The sequence below is a fragment of the Xanthomonas sp. NCPPB 2866 genome (genome assembly GCF_041475745.2).
Lineage (GTDB): Bacteria > Pseudomonadota > Gammaproteobacteria > Xanthomonadales > Xanthomonadaceae > Xanthomonas > Xanthomonas arboricola.
Genome location: NZ_CM192975.1, coordinates 56,569 through 73,935 on the forward strand (window position 1 = coordinate 56,569; position 17,367 = coordinate 73,935).

The 17,367-nt window shown below is 66.7% G+C and carries 18 protein-coding genes; 9 read left to right on the plus strand and 9 right to left on the minus strand.

Going from position 1 to position 17,367, the window contains the following annotated elements; genetic code table 11:
• The first annotated feature begins 2 nt into the window (after positions 1-2).
• Entirely contained in the window at positions 3-1,802 is a 1,800-nt protein-coding gene (locus ACCQ04_RS00205; protein ID WP_226427992.1) for a M56 family metallopeptidase, read from the plus strand.
• Positions 1,803-2,013: 211 nt separating this feature from the next.
• Positions 2,014-3,144 (plus strand): saccharopine dehydrogenase NADP-binding domain-containing protein, encoded by a 1,131-nt coding sequence (locus tag ACCQ04_RS00210; protein WP_372358624.1) that lies wholly within the window; start codon positions 2,014-2,016, stop codon positions 3,142-3,144.
• 34 nt (positions 3,145-3,178) lie between these two features.
• Here ACCQ04_RS00210 and ACCQ04_RS00215 read toward each other — a convergent pair whose 3' ends face one another.
• Both ACCQ04_RS00215 and ACCQ04_RS00220 read right to left on the minus strand, forming a co-directional pair.
• Positions 3,179-4,687 carry a ribonuclease H-like domain-containing protein gene (locus tag ACCQ04_RS00215; RefSeq protein WP_226427993.1) on the minus strand — a complete coding sequence of 503 codons (1,509 nt, stop codon included), beginning with the start codon at positions 4,685-4,687 and terminating at the stop codon, positions 3,179-3,181.
• Positions 4,684-7,179 carry a DEAD/DEAH box helicase gene (locus tag ACCQ04_RS00220; RefSeq protein WP_166769335.1) on the minus strand — a complete coding sequence of 832 codons (2,496 nt, stop codon included), beginning with the start codon at positions 7,177-7,179 and terminating at the stop codon, positions 4,684-4,686. The genes ACCQ04_RS00215 and ACCQ04_RS00220 overlap by 4 nt, the downstream gene beginning before the upstream one ends.
• 173 nt (positions 7,180-7,352) lie before the next feature.
• On the opposite strand from ACCQ04_RS00220, the gene trhA reads away from it, so the two are divergent.
• A complete protein-coding gene (gene trhA / locus ACCQ04_RS00225) occupies positions 7,353-8,015 on the plus strand; it encodes a PAQR family membrane homeostasis protein TrhA (protein WP_184432719.1) in 663 nt (220 codons plus the stop codon).
• Positions 8,016-8,096: 81 nt separating this feature from the next.
• Here trhA and ACCQ04_RS00230 read toward each other — a convergent pair whose 3' ends face one another.
• From ACCQ04_RS00230 to ACCQ04_RS00245, 4 genes are all read right to left on the minus strand, one after another.
• Positions 8,097-8,399, minus strand: coding sequence for a plasmid stabilization protein (locus ACCQ04_RS00230; RefSeq protein ID WP_104544185.1), 303 nt, complete (start codon positions 8,397-8,399; stop codon positions 8,097-8,099).
• A complete protein-coding gene (locus tag ACCQ04_RS00235; protein ID WP_225874215.1) occupies positions 8,396-8,869 on the minus strand; it encodes a hypothetical protein in 474 nt (157 codons plus the stop codon). The genes ACCQ04_RS00230 and ACCQ04_RS00235 overlap by 4 nt, the downstream gene beginning before the upstream one ends.
• Before the next feature lie 85 nt (positions 8,870-8,954).
• Positions 8,955-9,476 carry a hypothetical protein gene (locus tag ACCQ04_RS00240; RefSeq protein ID WP_226427994.1) on the minus strand — a complete coding sequence of 174 codons (522 nt, stop codon included), beginning with the start codon at positions 9,474-9,476 and terminating at the stop codon, positions 8,955-8,957.
• A 170-nt stretch (positions 9,477-9,646) separates the two neighbouring features.
• The gene (locus tag ACCQ04_RS00245; protein ID WP_126966826.1) at positions 9,647-10,084 is read right to left on the minus strand and encodes a winged helix-turn-helix transcriptional regulator; all 438 of its coding nucleotides are present in this window, start codon (positions 10,082-10,084) and stop codon (positions 9,647-9,649) included.
• A gap of 233 nt (positions 10,085-10,317) precedes the next feature.
• Here ACCQ04_RS00245 and ACCQ04_RS00250 point away from each other — a divergent pair, with 233 nt between their 5' ends.
• Both ACCQ04_RS00250 and ACCQ04_RS00255 read left to right on the plus strand, forming a co-directional pair.
• The gene (locus tag ACCQ04_RS00250; protein WP_039518026.1) at positions 10,318-11,121 is read left to right on the plus strand and encodes an SDR family NAD(P)-dependent oxidoreductase; all 804 of its coding nucleotides are present in this window, start codon (positions 10,318-10,320) and stop codon (positions 11,119-11,121) included.
• Positions 11,084-11,551, plus strand: coding sequence for a YciI family protein (locus ACCQ04_RS00255; protein WP_226427995.1), 468 nt, complete (start codon positions 11,084-11,086; stop codon positions 11,549-11,551). The genes ACCQ04_RS00250 and ACCQ04_RS00255 overlap by 38 nt, the downstream gene beginning before the upstream one ends.
• A gap of 159 nt (positions 11,552-11,710) precedes the next feature.
• Here the strand turns inward: ACCQ04_RS00255 and ACCQ04_RS00260 are convergent, their stop codons facing one another.
• Positions 11,711-12,781 (minus strand): ATP-grasp fold amidoligase family protein, encoded by a 1,071-nt coding sequence (locus tag ACCQ04_RS00260; RefSeq protein WP_226428017.1) that lies wholly within the window; start codon positions 12,779-12,781, stop codon positions 11,711-11,713.
• 456 nt (positions 12,782-13,237) lie between these two features.
• Between ACCQ04_RS00260 and ACCQ04_RS00265 the strand changes: the two genes are divergently transcribed.
• Positions 13,238-14,011, plus strand: coding sequence for a hypothetical protein (locus ACCQ04_RS00265; protein ID WP_226427996.1), 774 nt, complete (start codon positions 13,238-13,240; stop codon positions 14,009-14,011).
• On the opposite strand, the gene ACCQ04_RS00270 is transcribed toward ACCQ04_RS00265, so the two are convergent.
• The gene (locus ACCQ04_RS00270; RefSeq protein WP_047126481.1) at positions 13,962-14,855 is read right to left on the minus strand and encodes a LysR family transcriptional regulator; all 894 of its coding nucleotides are present in this window, start codon (positions 14,853-14,855) and stop codon (positions 13,962-13,964) included. The two genes, ACCQ04_RS00265 and ACCQ04_RS00270, sit on opposite strands and share 50 nt — an antisense overlap.
• A 139-nt stretch (positions 14,856-14,994) precedes the next feature.
• Between ACCQ04_RS00270 and ACCQ04_RS00275 the strand changes: the two genes are divergently transcribed.
• Together ACCQ04_RS00275 and ACCQ04_RS00280 are read left to right on the plus strand one after the other, a co-directional pair.
• Positions 14,995-15,747 (plus strand): SDR family oxidoreductase, encoded by a 753-nt coding sequence (locus ACCQ04_RS00275; RefSeq protein WP_226427997.1) that lies wholly within the window; start codon positions 14,995-14,997, stop codon positions 15,745-15,747.
• A 137-nt stretch (positions 15,748-15,884) separates the two neighbouring features.
• Positions 15,885-16,361 (plus strand): hypothetical protein, encoded by a 477-nt coding sequence (locus tag ACCQ04_RS00280; RefSeq protein WP_226427998.1) that lies wholly within the window; start codon positions 15,885-15,887, stop codon positions 16,359-16,361.
• A 145-nt stretch (positions 16,362-16,506) separates the two neighbouring features.
• Here the strand turns inward: ACCQ04_RS00280 and ACCQ04_RS00285 are convergent, their stop codons facing one another.
• Positions 16,507-16,833 carry a nuclear transport factor 2 family protein gene (locus ACCQ04_RS00285; protein WP_226427999.1) on the minus strand — a complete coding sequence of 109 codons (327 nt, stop codon included), beginning with the start codon at positions 16,831-16,833 and terminating at the stop codon, positions 16,507-16,509.
• A gap of 88 nt (positions 16,834-16,921) precedes the next feature.
• Between ACCQ04_RS00285 and ACCQ04_RS00290 the strand changes: the two genes are divergently transcribed.
• A complete protein-coding gene (locus ACCQ04_RS00290; RefSeq protein WP_166771452.1) occupies positions 16,922-17,269 on the plus strand; it encodes a winged helix-turn-helix transcriptional regulator in 348 nt (115 codons plus the stop codon).
• The last annotated feature ends 98 nt before the right edge of the window (positions 17,270-17,367 follow it).

Consider the following 17,367-nt stretch of genomic DNA (forward strand, 5'->3'; position numbering starts at 1 on the left):
GCATGTCGCCGATGATCGAAGCCTTGCTCTGGAAACTGGGTGCCACCAGCGTGCAGACCGCCGTGCTGGCGTTGGCGGTGTGGGCGCTGTGCCGCAGCGTGCGGCGGCTGCCGGCCACCACGCAGACCTGGTTGTGGTGGCTGGTGGGAGTGCAGGCGGTGGTCGGCCTGCTGTGGAACGCGCCGCTGCAGTTGCCGGTGTTGCCCGCAGCCACGTCCACGCCTGCCTTGATTGCCGGCGACAGCCTGGCGCCGATGGTGATGGCCAATGCCAGCGCATCCGGCGCCAGCGCGGTCGCCAGTGCGGGCGCGGCAGACGTGCTGCAGGGTGCAAGCGGTCCGTCCTGGGCGCTGTGGCTGGCCGCGTTATGGGTTGCCGGCGTTGCAGTGATGGCGCTCGGCACAGTGCGCGCATACCGACGCAGCCGCGCCCTGGTACGCGCTGCCGCACCGTGCACCGATCGCGCCCTGGTCGCCGCACTGCGCATGGCCGCAGAAGCGCATGGCCTGTCGCAGCCGCCGGAAATACGTCTGTCGCAGCAGATCGCCTCGCCGCAGTTGATCGGGCCCTGGCGCCCGGTGTTGCTGCTGCCCGCCGCACGCCTGCCGCACATGGCCGACGACGATCTGGATATGGCGCTGACCCATGAACTGATCCATCTGCGCCGGCGCGATCTGTGGTGGGGCTTGTTGCCGTCGCTGGCCCAGCACCTGTTCTTCTTCCACCCGCTGGTGCATCTGGCCGCGCGCGAATACGCCACTGCCCGCGAGGCCGCCTGCGATGCCGCGGTGGTCGCAGGCCACCGTCATTGCCGCCACGACTATGGCCGGCTGTTGCTGCAACTGGGCGTGGCACCGCGCCCGCACGGCGGCGTGGCCAGCGCCTCACCGTCCTTCCTCAGCCTCAAACGGAGATTGCTCATGTTGCAGAACCCGACCTCGTTCCCGCGGTTTGGCGCGGCCCTGATCCTGGGCGCGGTGGCCATCACCGGCGTGCTGCCGCTGCGCCTGGTGGCCATGCCCGCCGCGCCGGCTGTTGCTGCCGCATCAGCGGCCGCACCGGCCAAATCAGCTGCCGGCGTGTCCAGCACAGCTGCACCGGCCACTGCGGCAGCAACCGCCGCACCGGCTGCAGCGGCGTCATCCACCAGCCAGACCTTCACCACCACCTCCACGCACGGCCAGATCAACCTGTCGCATGACCCCGACCGCGATGCCTACGTGCTGCTGCAGGGCAACGACAGCGTCATGAATGGCTCGGTGGACGATCTCAAGCATGTGCGTCGCCTGGCCGGCAAGGATGGTCAGCTGATGTGGTTCCGCAAGGATGGCAAGCAGTACGTCGTGCGCGATCCCGACACCTTCAAGCGCTTGAATGCGGCGTATGCGCCAGTCACCAAACTGGGCCAGGCGCAGGGCGCGCTGGGCGAGCGCCAGGGCGAGCTCGGCGAGCAGCAGGGCGAGTTGGGTGCGCAGATGGCCGAGCTGGGTGCACGGGCTGCCGACGCGGCCGCAAAGCACGTCAATGCATCCTTGCTCGACACCGATGCACTGACACAACAGGCCGCCGAGCGTGCGGCGCGGGAAGCAGAACGCGCAGTACGCCAGGCCGAACAGGCCATGCAGCGCAGCGGCGCCGACCAGCGGATGCAGGCGCTGGCCAGGCAGCAGGCGGCGCTCGCCACCGAGCAGGCAGACCTGTCTAGCCAGCAGGCCGCCGCCAGCGTCCGCGCCGACAAGGAAGCCCAGCGCATCATGCGCGAGGCGATCGCACAGGGGCTGGCCACACAGATCGAGGGCTGATCGCCGCAGGCCGCTGCTCGCCGGGACTGTGCAGCACGCGCAGACGGCGAGCAGCTGGCGCCCTCTCGGCCGGAGGCAGTGACTGGCGTCAAACCGGCTCGGCGCCGCACGCGCCGTGCAGGCACGCGCGGCGGGCGACACACAGCGCTGGTGACTCGGTGACGCCGCGACTCGCCGATACTGCGCAACAGGCGCAGACGGCGAGCAGACAATGACGTACCGGGTGGTGGTGTTGGGGGGCTTCGGGCATTTCGGCGCGCGCATCGTGCGGGCGCTGGCGGCGACGGCGCAACTGCAGGTGATCGCGGCCGGACGGCATCCCGGCGATGTGGCGGCCAGGTGGCCGGATGTCGCGCCCGGTCGCATCGCGTGCTGTCGCCTGGATATCGACGCAAGCGATTTTGCCGCGCAACTGGCGGCCACTGCCGCCGATGCGGTGGTGCATACCGCAGGCCCGTTCCAGGGCCAGGATTACGCCGTGGCGCACACTTGCCTGCAGGCCGGCATGCACTACATCGATCTGGCCGACGGCCGCGCGTTTGTCCGCGATTTTCCCGCGGCAGTGGATGCAGCGGCAAGGCAAGCGCAGCGTGTGGCCATCAGCGGCGCCAGCACCTTACCCGCGCTGTCGAGCGCGGTCATCGATGCCTTGCTCCCGCGTTTTTCCGCCTTGCATGACATCCGCATGGTGATCGCACCCGCGCAAGGCACACCGCTTGGCCTGGCCACCGTGCGTGCGGTGTTGTCGTACTGCGGCACGCCGTTCACATGGCTGCATGAGGGCCGCTGGCAAACGGTGGTGGGCTGGGCCAGACCCACGCGCGTGCAGTTCACCCAGCTCGCGCCCCGGCTTGCGTCGCCATGCGATGTGCCCGATCACGATCTGCTGCCACAGCGCTATCCAGGGGTGCAGAGCGTGCAGTTTCGCGCCGCGTTGGAGGTGCCGTTCCTGCAGCGCTGCCTGGCCGGTGTCGCCTGGATGCGTCAGCACGGCGTGCCGTTGCCGATGGCGCGCCTGGCCGAGGTGTTTGCACGTGCGGCACGCTGGTTTGACCGCTTCGGCACCGACCTCGGTGGCATGCGCGTGGAGCTGCGAGGCATGAGCCATCCCCAGGCTGGCGATCCCCGGCCGCTGCGACTGCAGTGGGACCTCACCGCTGCAATGCTGCACGGCCCGGAGATTCCCTGCTTCGCCGCAATCCTGCTGGTGCGCAAGCTTGCCGCAGGGCAGGCGTTACCGATCGGCGCGCATGCCTGCATGGGCTTGTTGACCCTGGCCGAATTCGAGCAGGAGTTCGCGGCGTGGCAGATGGTGACCGAGCTGTTGGAAGTGCCTGTGTGAGTGCGCTGGCGCCACGGCCGATGACGGCCTGTTGTCAGGGCGTCTCCAGCATCGGAATCACGTCACGGTCCTGCGCTTCCACTGCCACCAGGCGCTGCATCAGCAGCGACAAGGTCACCACGTCCTGGTGATTGTGCTCGGCCACGCGGCGCAGGTTGCGCGCGCTGCCGCCGCGCAGGTAGCTCAGCCAGGCGGCAGGCGCTTCGGAGCCGGGCAGGTCGTCTTCGCGCACCACGCGCAGCAGCTGCCGTTCGATGGTGGACAGCTTGCAGTTCTCCCAGGTGCCGCGATAACGGCGCCGGGTGGGGAACAGCAGGTCCACATGGTCCAGCGCAGAGATCGGGTCGCCGCGGCGCGCCAGGCGGTAGCGCGTCTTCAACAACGGCGCGTCGTAGCAGCGGCCGTTGTAGCTGGACAGCACCGTCTGCGGCGACAGCCAGCTGCGGAACAGATCCAGCATCGCGCTTTCGGCCGCCATCGTGGACATCATCAACTGGCGCACGCGCAGCCCGCTGCCCTGCGTAGCGTCGGTGTACCAATCGGCCACGCCGATCATGAAGGCGCGCGTGCCGGTGCCGCCGGCCAGGCCGGTGGTTTCGGTATCGAAGAACAGCAGGTCCATTGGGTCCACCGCGTCCTCGCGCTTGGCGAACGCCAGCGACAGCGCCTGGCGCGGGATCGCCTGCGGCAGGAAGGCTTCGATCAGGTGCAGGCCGGGCGCGATCTCGTTGCCGGGCAGATGCCGGTCGGTGGACGCCGCGCGTACCGGCGCGTGCGCCGAGACCGCGCGCTCGCGCAGGCCGATCATCTTGCGCAGGCCGGCGATATCGGTGCGGCGCTGCGGTGCCGGCAGTGATGTGGGCGCAGCCGGTGTCGCGCGCACAGCCGGCACGCGCGCTGCCGCATCGGCCGCCGCACCTGCCGGCTTGTGGCGCACATCGTGGTCCACCCAGGCAAACGCCGAGCTATCGCGCGCAGGCGCTGCAGCAACCGGTGCCTGCAGGGCGCGGCGCGTCATGGCCGGTGCGCTGGGCGGGGCACGCGGTGCACCGGCCGCCTCTGCGCTGCCGGGCTGCGCGCTTCGCACAGCCGCATCGCGCGGCAAAGCGCGTGACCCAGACGCAGCAGCACCCGGCGCAGGCTGGCGTTGCGCACGCGTGGGCATCACCGCATCGTCCTTGCGCGCCGTGGGTGTCAGCCCGCCGACCTGGCGGCGCAGCAGGCGCAAGCGTTCTGCGCTCACCCCAGGATCGCTGCCAGGCACCGGCGCTGCCGGCGCACGCATCGGCTGCGCCGCCGCAGGCATGTCACCTGCGGCACGCGTGTGCGCATCGCCCGGCACTGCATCCGCACCGACTGCATCACCCGAGGTGCGCGCCACCGCTGCCGCGCGCAGTGGGTGGGCATCGGCCTGCGCATCGGCCGCAGCGGAAACATCCGCACCATCCACTGCAGCGCCATCTGCAAGCGCCGCCGGCGCCGGCACATCGGCGTGTCCGGCCTGACGCCGCAACAAGCGCAACCGGTCCGCACTCACGCTCATGCAAGCACGTCCAGCGCCAGGTCGTCGTCCACCTGGGTGGCATGCCGCAACGGCGCATCCGCATCGAACAACAGCGCCAGCACCGTCAAGGCCAATGACTTGGGCGACTCGCCCTTGCCTTCCTCATGCGCGGCCAGCACCGGGCCCACGCAGGCCGGGCAGCCGGCGCTGCAGTCGCAACGCCGCACCAGCTCGTCGGCGCGCTGCAGCAGCTCGGCCTGGCGCAGCCACAGCGGCTCGCTCAGGCCCACCCCGCCGGGGAAGTTGTCGTACAGATATACCGTGGGCACGAAGGCCTGCTGCAATTCCACCGCGCCTTCTTCGCCCTCGTCCACGCCACGCAGCTGGCCGCGCCCGGTCTGGTCGGCCACCGCAAACCACGCGCCGTCGCCATTGCCCACCGCTTTTTGCAGGTCGCGCGCATCGGCCATCACCGCCACCGTAGCCACCACGTGCAGCGCATAGGCCGCACCCAGGAAACCATCCAGCGCATCCTGCTTGGACGCGAACGCCTTGCCCAGCGTGGCCTGCGGCAGCTGCCACCACACCGCAGTGGTGTGCAGTTCCTGGTCGGGCAGATTGACTGGCCCGTAGCCGATGTTCTCGTGCGTGTAATAGCGGATCTTCTTGTAGCCGGACACGCGCCGCACCACATGCACCTCGCCGTGATGCGAGTCGCCGCGCCCGGCCACGCCGCCGTCGAAGCGGTCCAGCACCTTCAGCTTGGTGTAGTCGATGCTGTCGGTGTAGTAGTCCACATGGGTGCGCGTGACATAGGCCTTGCGGCCTTCCCAGTCCAGCCGCTCCACCTGGTACGGCGTGCTCTGCACCATGTGGATGGCGCCTTCGTACAAGGTCAGCGCGGCGGCCGAATAATCCACCTCGGCGATGATCTGCTGCTTGCCATCGCTCTTGTCCACCACCACGAAGTTGCCGTCGGCCACCGAGCGCAGGCTCACCGCATTGGCCGGGTAGCTGTCGGCGATCCACTCCCAGCGGTCGCCTTCCTGGTGGATCACTTCGCTCTCGGCCAGCGCTTCCAGGAACACCAGCGGGTCGATCGGCCCGAACGGCTCGCTGGCAATGAACGGCAGCTCGAACGCCGCGCAGCGGATGTGATCGAACAGGATCAGCGGCTGGTCCGGCGCAATGCGCGCATGTTCGGGCGAGGCATCGGCAAAGAAATCCGGGTGCCGCACCACGTACTGGTCCAGCGGCTGCGAACTGGCCACCAGCACACCCAGCGCCGGTTGCTGGCGGCGCCCGGCGCGGCCGAAGCGCTGCCAGGTCGCCGCCACGCTGCCGGGGTAGCCATTGAGGATCACCACATCCAGCGCGCCGATATCCACGCCCAGCTCCAGCGCCGACGTGGACACGATGCCGTCGATATTGCCGGCGCGCATCGCGCGCTCCACCTCGCGCCGCTCGGTGGGCAGGTAGCCGCCGCGGTACGCACGGATGCGTGGCGGCTTGCGCGGGTCGTGGTCGAAGATGTCCTTCAGGTACTTGGTCAGCACTTCCACCATCAAGCGCGTCTGTGCGAACACCAGCGTCTTGAGTCCACTCTTGATCGCGATGCGCGCAATGCGGTTGCTCTGCGAGCGTGCCGATGCGCGCAGCCCCAGGTCGGCGTTGACCACCGGCGGGTTCCACAGCAGCACGTGCTTGTCGCCGGTGGGCGCGCCGGATTCGGTGATCGCATGCACCTGCTCTTCGATCAGGGCCTGCGCGTGCGCGTGCGGGTTGCCGATGGTGGCCGAGCACAGGATGAACTGCGGGTTGGCGCCATAGAACGCGCAGATGCGCTTGAGCCGGCGCAGCACATTGGTGACGTGGCTGCCGAATACGCCGCGGTAGGTATGGATCTCGTCGATCACCACATAGCGCAGGTTCTCGAAGAACTGCGCCCACTTGGTGTGATGCGGCAGGATCGCCTGGTGCAGCATGTCCGGGTTGCTCACCACGATGTCGCCATGCAGGCGGATCGCCTGGCGCGCATCGCCGGGCGTATCGCCGTCGAAGGTGAAGGCCTTCACCCCCAGCTCGCCGGCGCGGTTCAATTCCAGCAGCTCGGCCACCTGGTCCTGCGCCAGCGCCTTGGTCGGGAACAGGTACAGCGCCTTGGCCCCGGAGCGCATCGCCGCGCTCACCACCGGCAGCGTGTAGCACAGCGATTTGCCCGACGCGGTGGGCGTCACGATCGCCACATGGTCGCCGCGTTGGGTGGCCGCCCAGGCATCGGCCTGGTGGCTGTAGAGCTGGCTGATGCCACGCGCGCGCAAGGCGTCGGCCAGCGCGGCCGGCACGTCGGCGGGGATCGGCGCATAGCGGCCATCGCGCCCGGGCAGGGTAAAGCTGCCGGTGATGCGGTCGTGGTAGCGCCGTTCCAGGCGTTCGGTGAGCAGTGCGCCATCGCGGCTGGGCCGGCCATCGGTGGTGGCCAGCGCGCGTTCTGCGGTTTCGGTGCGGGGAGCGAGGGCAAACGGAGGCATACGGCGGCTCCCAAAGAGGGGCATGAGACAGGGGAGGTGTCTCAGAGTATGAGACCAGCGCCGAACCGGCGAGCCTGTGTCACTGAGCGGATTCAGCAAGACGGGTATTCTGTTGCCCCCACCGCGTCACCGTTGCCTTGCACGCTGTGGCTCCCCCATTTCGAAGAACCGCCGTGCCCGTTTCCCCCAGCCTCACCGCGCCGCACTACAAGACCCGTTCCGCCCGCCGTGCCGATGTGATCGTGCATGCCGCCGGCCTGTTCCTGGCCATCGTCGGCGGCGCCTGGATGGTCTGGCGCGCGCATGCCAACCAGACCATGCTGCTGGCCACCTGCGTCTACGCGCTGGGGCTGCTGGTGATGTTCGGCTGCTCGGCGGCGTACAACTTCGCCCCGCCGCAACGCCAGCCGATGCTGCGCAAGTTCGACCACGCCGGCATCTTCGTGATGATTGCCGGCTCCTACACCCCGTTCCTGCTGGTCGCCCTCGACGGCACCTGGCGCTGGGCGATGATCCTGGGCGTGTGGAGCGTGGCCTTGTTCGGCGTATTCGCCAAGCTGTTCCTGCCCGGCATCGCCAAGGGCTTCTGGGTGGTGATCTACCTGCTGCTGGGCTGGGCCGGCATCGTGGTGATCAAGCCGCTGCTCGCCGGCCTGGACAGCACCGTGCTGTGGCTGATCGCCGCCGGCGGCGCGTTCTACACCGTGGGTGTCACCTTCTACGTGCGCAAGTCGCTGGTCTACAACCGCGCCATCTGGCACGCCCACGTGCTGGGCGGCGCGCTCTCGCACTGGTGCGCAATCTGGTTGTGCCTGCAGCCGTTGGGCGGGGTGTAGCGCGCTGTCGATGTCGTCGAGCAGTCGCGTATGCCCATCGCTCGGTAGCATCGACGCGTCATGGATCTATTGATCGCCTGACTACGTCGGCTTCCAATCAGAGCGCGCAGGTACGAGGGCAAGGATCAGCACATCGTCGCCGTCGCGTGTGTAGATCAAGAGATATCTGCCGTCCTGGCAGGTGTACAAACGCGTTCCCGGCAGTGGCCCAGAGTGATAGGTGGCGGCACCATCCAGCGCGTCGCCCTCGGCTTCGATCTGGTCGTCCTGTTCACATGCGGCGAAATAAATCTGCGGGTCGGAGATTTCGATCGCACGCGCCAATGCTGAGGCGAGCAATGCGGTGCGCGCATCCAGCGCGCTCTGCTTCCAGGCCACGCTCACGCACGCGTGTCCTTTGCAGCCAGGGCTGCCTCAAGCGCCGCACGGTGTTGCGTCTTGAGCGTCTCCATCTGCTGCTTCGCCTGCGCGCTGGAGAGTGCGGGGCGGGGGTCGGCCAGGGCATGCTCGGTCTGGGTGCGTAGCGACACCGCATAGCGTGCATCCAACTCCTTGACCTTCATCGCCTCGGAGCGGTCAGGCCGGCGCTTCGCATTGCCGCCCTCGGCGTCCCACTGCGCAGCGTCCACGTGAAGCACGTCCAATGGCATGCCCATCTCGCGCAAGACCTTTAACGCACTTTCGAAGCTGCCAAACCGGCGAGGCGCATTCGCCTTGGTGGCCAGCACACGGGTCTGGTCATGGGTCTGCAATTGCACGGTCCAGGCACCGGCTTCCCCGATGACCGACGCGTGCCTGACCGCACTGGCGTCGACCAGAGCACGTGCGGTCGCCAGCTTGACCAGATTCGTCATGGCGTTATCCAGTTAAAGATTAGGTGGTAGCCACTTTATCATTGATCTGGCGCGCCAGCTAACGGTTGTCAGTCAGGCTCACGCCCTACAGCTTGGTCTTCAATACCGCCTCGAAGGCCGCATCCGGCGCGATGCTGTCGGAGAGCACGACCACCGAATGCAACGTGCCCTTTGACTGCACGTTGTATTCAAAGCCCACCGGCTTGCCGCCGCGGCTGAACAGCTCGATCTCGCTGTACTCACCGAGCCGGCCTTCATAACTCTCGCGCTCCAGCCCGTGCTCCTTGGCAAAGGTGCCGGCGGCGCTGCGTGCGCCCTCCCACACCGCGTCCTCGTAGCTCATCGGCTGCAGCAGGCTGATCATGTGGGTGGCGCAGGCGTTGGTGCTGGTCACGCCATAGCCATCGACCTCGCCCAGCAACGGGATCTTGCGGACGTCGCGTTTGGGCGTGGCGGTGACGGTGCAGCCAAGCTGCTGCAGCTCGGCAAGGGTGAAGTGCTCGGACTCTGGGCGCGGCGCGCTGGGGGTGGCCGTGCCACCGTTGCAGGCGGACAGCAGGCCCAGACAGGCGAGCGGCAGGAAGCGGCGTAGGGAAACGTGCGACAACGGTGACGTCCTTGTAGTGAATGGAAAAGCGGTACGGCTTGCCTCGACGCCGACGTGCAAGCAGGACGCCAACGCGTCACGCAATCGCCCAGGTCGAGGCAGCCAGGGCGCGCGAGGGTAGCGCGCCAGGCGTCAACGCATGCTGAGAGCCATCCACCACGCCACCGCGCTCATTCCGGCATCACCATGCGGATCGCGCGTGTGCCGATCTCTGCACCGGTGACTGCGTCGATGGCGACCGGCTGCAGCTCGGTGCCGGTTTCCGCATCCAGAAAACGCAGCAGCTTGCCCTCGCCACGGTGTTTGCTGCCCCACGCACCGATCATGAACAGCACCGGCAGGTAATCGCGCCCTGCCTGGGTCAGCACGTACTCCTCGCGCGGCGGGCGGGTGGAGTACAGGCGCTTTTCCAGCAGCCGCTCCTCGGTCAGCGTCGCCAGCCGCTTGGTCAGCATGGTCGGGGCAATCCCCAGGCTCTGCCGGAACTGATCGAAGCGGGTCAGCCCGGAATTGGCGTCACGCAGGATCAGCATCGTCCACGCATCGCCCAGGAAGGTCAGGCTGCGCGCGATCGGGCACAGGCTGTCCGACGCATTTTTTGAGTTCATATCATTTCCGTATTGACTCACTATCAAATCGATACTAGCATGCGGCGCATGGGCAGTCCAACCGCGCGTTCCAGGCAGGTGACGGGCGCCCAGGCCGCGGCGGCAACCGCGGCGGCAGTCCGCATCAACGCACACCGCAATGCAGGTCAGCGTCAGGCACCGCGCAGCTGCACGCCGATGGCTGGCGATGTTTCTCCACCTTCCCTAAACCGCATTCCTTCAGAGACACCACGATGAAAAAGACAGTGCTGATCACCGGCGCATCCTCAGGGTTTGGCCTGTTGCTGGCCACCAACCTGCACAAGCAAGGCTTCAACGTCATCGGCACCAGCCGCGAGCCGGAAAAGCACCAGGCCAAGCTGCCGTTCAAGCTGCTGCGCCTGGACATCGACGATGACGCCTCGATCCAGTCGTTTGCCACAACGCTGTTCCAATCGGTCGACCGCCTGGATGTGCTGGTCAACAACGCCGGTTACATGGTCACCGGTATCGCTGAAGAAACCGCCATCGACGTGGGCCGCCAGCAGTTCGAAACCAACTTCTGGGGCACGGTCAAAACCACCAATGCGCTGCTGCCGTACTTCCGCAAGCAGCGGAGCGGGCAGATCATCACCGTCAGCTCCATCGTGGCGCTGATCGGGCCGCCGAACCTGTCGTATTACGCGGCCTCCAAACATGCGGTGCAGGGGTATTTCAAATCGCTGCGGTTCGAACTTGCCCAGTTCAATATCAAGGTCAACATGGTGGAGCCGGTCTGGTTCAAGACCAATCTGGGCCACAACGCAGTGCCTGCCGCCGGCAACACCATTGCCGACTACAACGCTTACCGCACGCAGGCCAACGCGGCGACCCAGAAGGGAATCGACACCGCAGAAGCACCGGATGCCGTGGTGGACACCATCCAGAAGCTGATCCAGGCCAAGGATCCCAAGTTCAGCAACCCGGTCGGAAAGATGACCGGCATGATCCTGTTCCTGCAGAGTTACCTGCCAAAGATGTTTGAAGGCGCGATTTTCAAAAGCATCAAAACAGCCTGAGTGCTGTGCGTTACATGCAGCGCCGATCCAGCTGCTGATTCAATCAAGTAAACCGCGCAAAACCCCGTGTTATCACCCGATCAACGGCTTTGCTAAAGCCGTGACGCATCCCCTTTGCCACGAGTACACGAGAATGAAAGCGTATTTCTGCAAATTCATCCCGCCGCGCGCGGACTTTCTGGCCACCATGTCGGATCAGGAAAAAGCCCTGATGCAGCAGCATGCCGCGTTTCTCGACCAGCGCCTGGCCGAGGGCGTGCTACTGGCGCATGGCCCGGTCATCGATGAAACCGGTGGCTTTGGTCTATCGCTGTATCAGATTGCCGACGACCAGGACATTGCCGCCATCACCGCACAAGACCCGATCATCAAACACGGCGTCGGGCAGTATGCGCATTACCCCATGCTGCATTTGAAGGCGCGCGGATAAAACGCCGCGCTGCATATGGCACGCTCAAATCGTCATCGCAGCCGCACGTTGCGGTGGCGAGAGCGCGCCGCGCATGCAGCAAGCCATGGCGGCCGCAGGCGTGCTGCGCTCAGGCCACGCTGTCAGTTGCCGGTCTTTCGAACAGGCGGGCGAACGCTCTCACCGCACCGGCACCCGCGCGCTGGCGCCCAAACCCTGCGTGGGAAACGCTGCGGCCACCGGCGCACGCCGCTGTACCCACATGTCACCCATCATCCGGTCCAGCCCGCGGTCCAGGCCGGTGACCAGCCCCGCACCCGGGGTAAAGGTCAGTTCGCCGAAATAGACCTGCCCGTGCTGGATATACCAGTCCACCCGCACGTAATCGAAGTCGCTTGCCAGCAGCTTGCTCAGCTCCAGCGCCTGTTCCAGCAGCGCCGGCGCGCAGGGCGGTGCGCGCCCGTCGTCGCGGATGCGGTGAAAGGCCTCGTGCAGGTTGCCCACAAAGAAGGTCATGCCCAACTTCGGCGTGTCGAAGCGCCCGTAGATCACCTGCAGCACGTACTGAAAACTGCCGTCCACCTGCCGGAACATGTGGAACTTGTAGTCCACCGGCACCTGCTGTGCATCGCCGATGTACTGCTCCACCAGGATGCGCGGCGGAATATCGCGGTAATGGATCTCGCGCACCTTGTCGGAGAAGTCGGTGCGCAGCCATTGGCCGCAGCGCTCGATGATGCGGCGCTTCTGCTGCGCATCGGGCTCATCGCGCACCACCTCCACCATCGCCGCACCATGGTTGGCCTTGATCACGGTCTGCCGCCACTGCGGCAGGCGCAGCAGCTCCTGCGGATCGGTGCTGTCCAGCAGCAGCGGGATCAGGTGCGCCTCGCCGATCCTGGCCGCCACATACGGGCGCACCGCAAACTTGTCCGCCAGCCGCCGGTACAGCGGGTAATCGCCGTGCACGCACTTGCGGTAGAGGATCTTCTCGTTGAAGCACTTGGGCGCGTACAGATCCGGCAGCCGGCCGAAGGTGTGCAGGTAGTACAGCCGGTCCTGGTGCCGCCAGGGCAAGGTGCGCAGCAGGCCGCGCGCACCCTTGCGCAGCAGGCGCTTGAGGCCGGCCACGTCGGTGCCCGTGGGCGTGGCGCGGCCGTCGCCCGGAGACGTCGTCAACGCCGGCAGTAGCGCAGCCCACGGCTGACCTGCCCCACCGTGCGCGCCCAGCGGCTGCGCCTGCAGCCCCATCCCGTTGTCGGCCATCGCCAGATCCCTCGTCCGTAGTGAAGTGAGACTTGCATCACATTTGAGTGTGATGTGTGTCACGGTATACGGAAAGACGCAGACCAGGGTTGCGAATCGTCTCAAGCGACCCGATTGCGCAAAGATCGCGCCGCTTTGGGCATAAAGACTGGCGCCCGGGCCTGCGCTAGCGCCCGCTTTTGTGCGCCGCGCAAACCTGCGCAGGCCAGGGCCTGCGACCGGCTGCCTGGCGCGTGCGGCACCAGCAACCGGCACAACGCCGCGCCGGGTGCGCAAACCCGGGCTGCGGGGCAGGCGCGCAATGGCGCACGCATGCGCCGCCACCTGGGCGGCAGTGCGTGGGAGCAAATGCCGGCGCGGCCGGCAAGGGGAGGCAGTCGCATCGCAGGCCGGCATCGCGCAACATCACGCACCGGCACTGCAGCCCGCAACGGATGGCCCATGCACGTCACCAAACTCACGCCCCTGGCAACGCTGTGCCTTGCGCTTGCCGCCTGCGGCAAAACAGACCAAGCCGCGCAAACCGATAAGGCGCCCACATCGGCGCAGGCAGCAGCCAGCCCCGCCACCGCAGATGGCAACGCCGCCGCACTGCCGCCCGCCCAGGCGGCCAACAGCAGGCCGCCCGCTGTAAGCCAGCAGGCAAGGCGCTATCTCTGCCCGCAAGGCCCCAACGCCTGCCCGGCCGGTGGGCCATTGATCGCCAACTCCGATGCAGAGGCGCAGTGGCTGCTGCGCCACGGCTACCCGACGGAGCACGAACTGGCCCGCTTGGAAACCCTGATGCTGGACCAGCTCAAGGCCGAGTCGCAGGCAGGCAACCAGGCCGCAACGGTGATCTACGGCAAAAAGACCGCACTGGCGGGCCGTTTTTATCAGGGCATCGGCATCCTGCGGCGGGCCGCGGTGGCGGGGAACCTGTATGCGTACTACGGGCTGTCGGACGTGTACGTCAGTGACACCGCAAACAAGAACCTGGTCGATAGCCTGGCCTACCTGCGCCTGGCTTATCTGCTGGGCGATGCAAAAGCCTCGGCCGTCATCGCATCGCGTGGTCTGAGCAGTGTTGAAAACGTCGTTGCCGACGAGCGCGCCGCCTCACTGCACAAGACGTTTTCCAAGTATCAGCGCCCCTCGCCACGGCCGCTGGAAGAACGCCGGGCGATCAGCCTCCCACATTCAGTTGCGGAATCTTGGCAAACGCCTCGGCAATAAAATCCATGAACACGATCGCCCGCTTCGGCACCAGCCGGTTGGCCGCATACAGGATGTGCATGGGCACCGCAGGTGCAGAGAATGCGCCCAGCACGATCTGCAGCTGCCCGGCCTTGAGCCCCTGCTCGAACAACCACTCCGGCCCCTGCCCGATGCCCAGGCCCGCACTCACCGACTCGCGCGCGGCCTCCGGCGAATTGACCCGGATCCGGCCGGATACCGGCACCTCCACATCCTTGAAACGCCACATCGCCCCGGAGGCCAGCAGGGTGTACAGCACGCAATCGTGCTGGCGCAGGTCCTCGGGCACGCGGGGCACGCCGCGCTCGGCAAGATACGCATTGCTTGCCACGCACACGCGCTTGAACGTGCCGATCCGCCGTGCGCGCAGCGCGCTGTTTTCCAGGTGGCCGATGCGGATGGCGAGCTCCGCGCCCTCGTCGAGCAGATTGACGAAGCGGTCGTTGATCTGCAGGTCCAGCTCCAGGCCCGGAAAGCGCCGCAAAAACTCCGGCACCAGCGGCATCACATAGTGATGCGACAGCGCCGTGGGGCAGGCCACCCGCAGCAAGCCTGACGGTTGCACGTTGTCGTGCAGCGCCATCTCCGATTCACCCACCGCATCCAGGATGCGGCGCACCTCGGCGTAGTAGCGCTCGCCCTCCGGCGTCAGCACCAGCTTGCGGGTGGAGCGGTTGAGCAGCCGGGTGTGCAGGTGCTCTTCCAACGCCGCCACGTGGCGGCTGACATTGGGCTGGCCCAGGCCCAGGTCGCGCCCGGCCGCAGAAAAGCTGCCGGTTTCCACCGCACGCGCAAAGCAGGTCATCAGCAGAAACCGGTCCATCGCCCGTCCTCATTCATGCGCAGATCGCATGAATGGTATGTGCCGACGTGGTCTTCCGCCACATTCGGCATGGGCGCAAGCTGCACCGCATCGAAGGCCGGCCACATGCGGCGGGCCTGCCAACTCCCAGGAGCACCCCATGTCCCGCCTAGCAGGCAAACGCACCCTCATCACCGGCGGCACCAGCGGTATTGGTCTGGAGACCGCCCGCCAGTTCCTCGCCGAAGGCGCCCGCGTCATCGTCACCGGTAACAACCCCGAGTCCATCGCCAATGCCAAGGCCGCGCTGGGTGCCGAGGTGCTGGTGCTGCGGGCCGATTCAGCCAGCGTTGCCGCGCAGCAGCAGCTGGCGCAGGCGGTGCAGGCGCATTACGGCCAGCTCGACATCGCCTTCCTCAATGCGGGCGTGTCGGTGTGGGCACCGATCGAAGACTGGACCGAGCAGGCCTTCGACGCCTCCTTCGCCATCAACGTCAAAGGCCCGTACTTCCTCATGCAGGCGCTGCTGCCGGTGTTCGCCAACCCCGCCGCGGTGGTGCTCAACACCTCCATCAATGCGCATGTGGGCGCGGCCCGCTCATCGGTGTATGCGGCCACCAAGGCGGCGTTCCTGAGCATGGCCAAGACCCTGTCCAGCGAACTGCTGGCGCGCGGCATCCGCCTCAACGCGGTCAGCCCCGGCCCGGTGGAAACCCCGCTGTACGACAAGCTCGGCATCCCCGACGCGTACCGCGACCAGGTCAACCAGGACATCGCCGCCACCATCCCGTTCGGCCGCTTCGGCACCCCGGACGAAGTGTCCAAGGCCGTGCTGTACCTGGCCTCGGACGAATCCCGCTGGACGGTGGGCTCGGAACTCATCGTCGACGGCGGCCGCACGCTCAACGGCTGAGTGTTTCGAAGGCAGTAGCAGGCGAACGGCCACGCCCACACCCTTCAAGCGCGACACCGAGCGCTGCAGTGTGCGTCCACGTTGCGGCGCAAGTGCAGCGACTCAATAATGCGCACGCCCTCTTCAGCGGATAACACGTGCGCGCTTTATTCGTCTATGCCGCTGCCCCCGCGATCCTGCTGGCGCCGGTGGCAACCGCCCACGCAGCCCCTGCCGCTGAGTTATGCGGGGTCTTGCGCGCCTTTGTCGGTGCAGTACAGCCGGGCCAGGTGCGTAGTTTTGCGTTCCACACCTCGTGGGGAACCAACTTCAAGCATGCGCAAGAGCAGGCGCTTTCCGCCAAACGGTGTGAGCACGGTGGCGACCCGGCCGCGCAGGCGGTTTGTGCCTACCTGATGCAGCATGGGCAAACAGAGCTTGCAGACGCCACGGTAATGGACTCGGTGGCCTGCCTATCGAGCGGCACCACATTTGACAGCAGCCTGAGACTGCACCACGCCGAGCTGTCCTTTCGTCATGAGGCCATCAACGCAGGCGCGACGGTCACAGTCACCTTTGGCGAAGAGACGGAACAGGGCGGCAGGGTGTTTCGATTTCAGGCAGAAGGCGACTAGGCGCCGCCCTACATTTGCTCAGAGGCGCAACGCGCGTCGAAGTACCAAGCAACCGCTCACTAGCCGCGCGTGCGGTTGCGTCATGCGGCTATGGAAGGTCCGCATCCGGGCACGTGCTACCGGCGCAACACGCCGGCCTGACGCGTCAATGAATCCGCAACGCCGCAACCTTGCCGCCCACCAGCTGGAACACATGCTCCAGCTGCAGCGGGCTCTGCGGGAAATCGCCGGACACCTGCGCGGTGACACTCACCTGCTCGCCCTGGGTGTGCACGCCAACCGGCACCGCACGATACGGCGTGGTGGCCTGCGTCTGTGCCAGCCAGGCCGCAATGGCGGCAGCGCCACGGTGCTGGCGGTGCTCGTCGTGTACCACTGCATCGTCGGCCAGGTGCGGCAGCAGCTCAGTGGCATCGCCAGCGTTGCTGGCGGTAAAAAAACAGGCAATGGCGGCGGGCAGGGCAAGCGACATGGTGGCGGTGTCCGGTGGAAACGGTATGCCATGATCAGCAGCGGCATCACCTGCCGCAAGAACGCACGCAAAGGTAAGTCACGCACCCATGGGAAAGCCGCACACCCCGGACACCGCCGCGTGCGATGTCGAAGCCCTGCTTAAACTCATCGAAGGCCGCTGGAAACTGCTGCTGCTGTTCCACCTGTTCGACGGCAAGGTGCAGCGCTACTCGGACCTGGAGCGGCTGATTCCCGCCATCTCGCAAAAGATGCTGGCCCAACAGCTGCGCCAGCTAGAACGCGACGGCCTGGTGCTGCGCACCGTCTACGCGCAGGTGCCGCCGCAGGTGGATTACCGCCTCACGCCCTGGGGCCAGGCCCTGTGCCCTGCGCTGGATGCAATACTCACCTGGGGCCAGGCGCGGAAGCCGTTGCCCGACACGTCGTCGCAGTAAACGCTTGGCGCACTGCTGTGCACGCTGGCCTTAAAACATCAGGCACTAGCGCCACGCATGTCGCCAGATAACTTGCCCAGATAACACACCGGCGGTCT

Excerpts from the sequence above, each read along its gene's own strand:
- ACCQ04_RS00205 (WP_226427992.1), top strand. The coding sequence starts at position 3 with ATGTCGCCGATGATCGAAGCCTTGCTCTGGAAACTGGGTGCCACCAGC.
- ACCQ04_RS00210 (WP_372358624.1), top strand. The coding sequence starts at position 2,014 with ATGACGTACCGGGTGGTGGTGTTGGGGGGCTTCGGGCATTTCGGCGCG.
- ACCQ04_RS00215 (WP_226427993.1), bottom strand. The coding sequence starts at position 4,687 with ATGAGCGTGAGTGCGGACCGGTTGCGCTTGTTGCGGCGTCAGGCCGGA.
- ACCQ04_RS00220 (WP_166769335.1), bottom strand. The coding sequence starts at position 7,179 with ATGCCTCCGTTTGCCCTCGCTCCCCGCACCGAAACCGCAGAACGCGCG.
- ACCQ04_RS00235 (WP_225874215.1), bottom strand. The coding sequence starts at position 8,869 with ATGACGAATCTGGTCAAGCTGGCGACCGCACGTGCTCTGGTCGACGCC.
- ACCQ04_RS00245 (WP_126966826.1), bottom strand. The coding sequence starts at position 10,084 with ATGAACTCAAAAAATGCGTCGGACAGCCTGTGCCCGATCGCGCGCAGC.
- ACCQ04_RS00250 (WP_039518026.1), top strand. The coding sequence starts at position 10,318 with ATGAAAAAGACAGTGCTGATCACCGGCGCATCCTCAGGGTTTGGCCTG.
- ACCQ04_RS00260 (WP_226428017.1), bottom strand. The coding sequence starts at position 12,781 with ATGGGGCTGCAGGCGCAGCCGCTGGGCGCGCACGGTGGGGCAGGTCAG.
- ACCQ04_RS00265 (WP_226427996.1), top strand. The coding sequence starts at position 13,238 with ATGCACGTCACCAAACTCACGCCCCTGGCAACGCTGTGCCTTGCGCTT.
- ACCQ04_RS00270 (WP_047126481.1), bottom strand. The coding sequence starts at position 14,855 with ATGGACCGGTTTCTGCTGATGACCTGCTTTGCGCGTGCGGTGGAAACC.
- ACCQ04_RS00275 (WP_226427997.1), top strand. The coding sequence starts at position 14,995 with ATGTCCCGCCTAGCAGGCAAACGCACCCTCATCACCGGCGGCACCAGC.
- ACCQ04_RS00285 (WP_226427999.1), bottom strand. The coding sequence starts at position 16,833 with ATGTCGCTTGCCCTGCCCGCCGCCATTGCCTGTTTTTTTACCGCCAGC.
- ACCQ04_RS00290 (WP_166771452.1), top strand. The coding sequence starts at position 16,922 with ATGGGAAAGCCGCACACCCCGGACACCGCCGCGTGCGATGTCGAAGCC.